The sequence below is a fragment of the Brachybacterium sp. AOP25-B2-12 genome (assembly GCF_052378625.1).
Taxonomy (GTDB): Bacteria; Actinomycetota; Actinomycetes; order Actinomycetales; family Dermabacteraceae; genus Brachybacterium.
This window is the reverse complement of sequence record NZ_JBQSXW010000081.1, coordinates 1-597: the sequence shown is the minus strand read 5'-3', so window position 1 is coordinate 597 and position 597 is coordinate 1. Positions and strand designations below refer to the sequence as shown.

General features: G+C 66.8%; 1 protein-coding gene. It reads right to left on the bottom strand.

Annotation, left to right across the window (positions count from 1 at the left end):
• Positions 1-540, bottom strand: a 540-nt coding sequence (locus ACT3TZ_RS15240) for a potassium transporter TrkG (RefSeq protein ID WP_444584257.1), incomplete at its 3' end; no start/stop codon positions are given.
• Between the last annotated feature and the right edge of the window lie 57 nt (positions 541-597).

Sequence of the window (597 nt, the reverse complement as noted above, 5' to 3'; positions counted from 1 at the left end):
CCACAGCCGCGGCGTCCCCAGGTGCCTACCCAGCTGCATGAGCACAGGGAACCCGACGCCACCCAGCACGAGAGCAGCACTCACAGTCAGCAGGACCACCGGGTCGTCAGCGAAGGGCATGAGGCTGTCGCTGTACAGGGCGAACCCGGCGTTGTTGAACGCGGAGACGGCGTGGAACACCCCCAGCCACAGGGCGCTGCCCCAGGGCTCGTCGTAGGCGAGGGCGAAGCGCAAGGTGAGGACCACCGCAGCCGCGGCCTCGATCGCGAGGGAGATCCGCACCACGCTGATCACGAGCGTGCGGATGTCCTCGATCCCGAAGCTCTTGACCTCCGTGGCGGCCGTGAGCCGGGACCGCAGTGAGAGCTTGCGGATGACGGCGATACCGACAACAGAGCTGAAGGTCATCACCCCGAAGCCGCCGACCTGGATGAGAGCGAGGATCACGGCCTGACCGAAGCCACTCCAGTGAACGGGCGTATCGACCACGATCAGCCCCGTGACACACAGTGCGGAGACGGCGGTGAACAGGGCCTCCATGCCGGTCGCACCACCGGGAGCAGGGGTCGCGGCTGGATGTAGAAGCAGAAGAGTCCC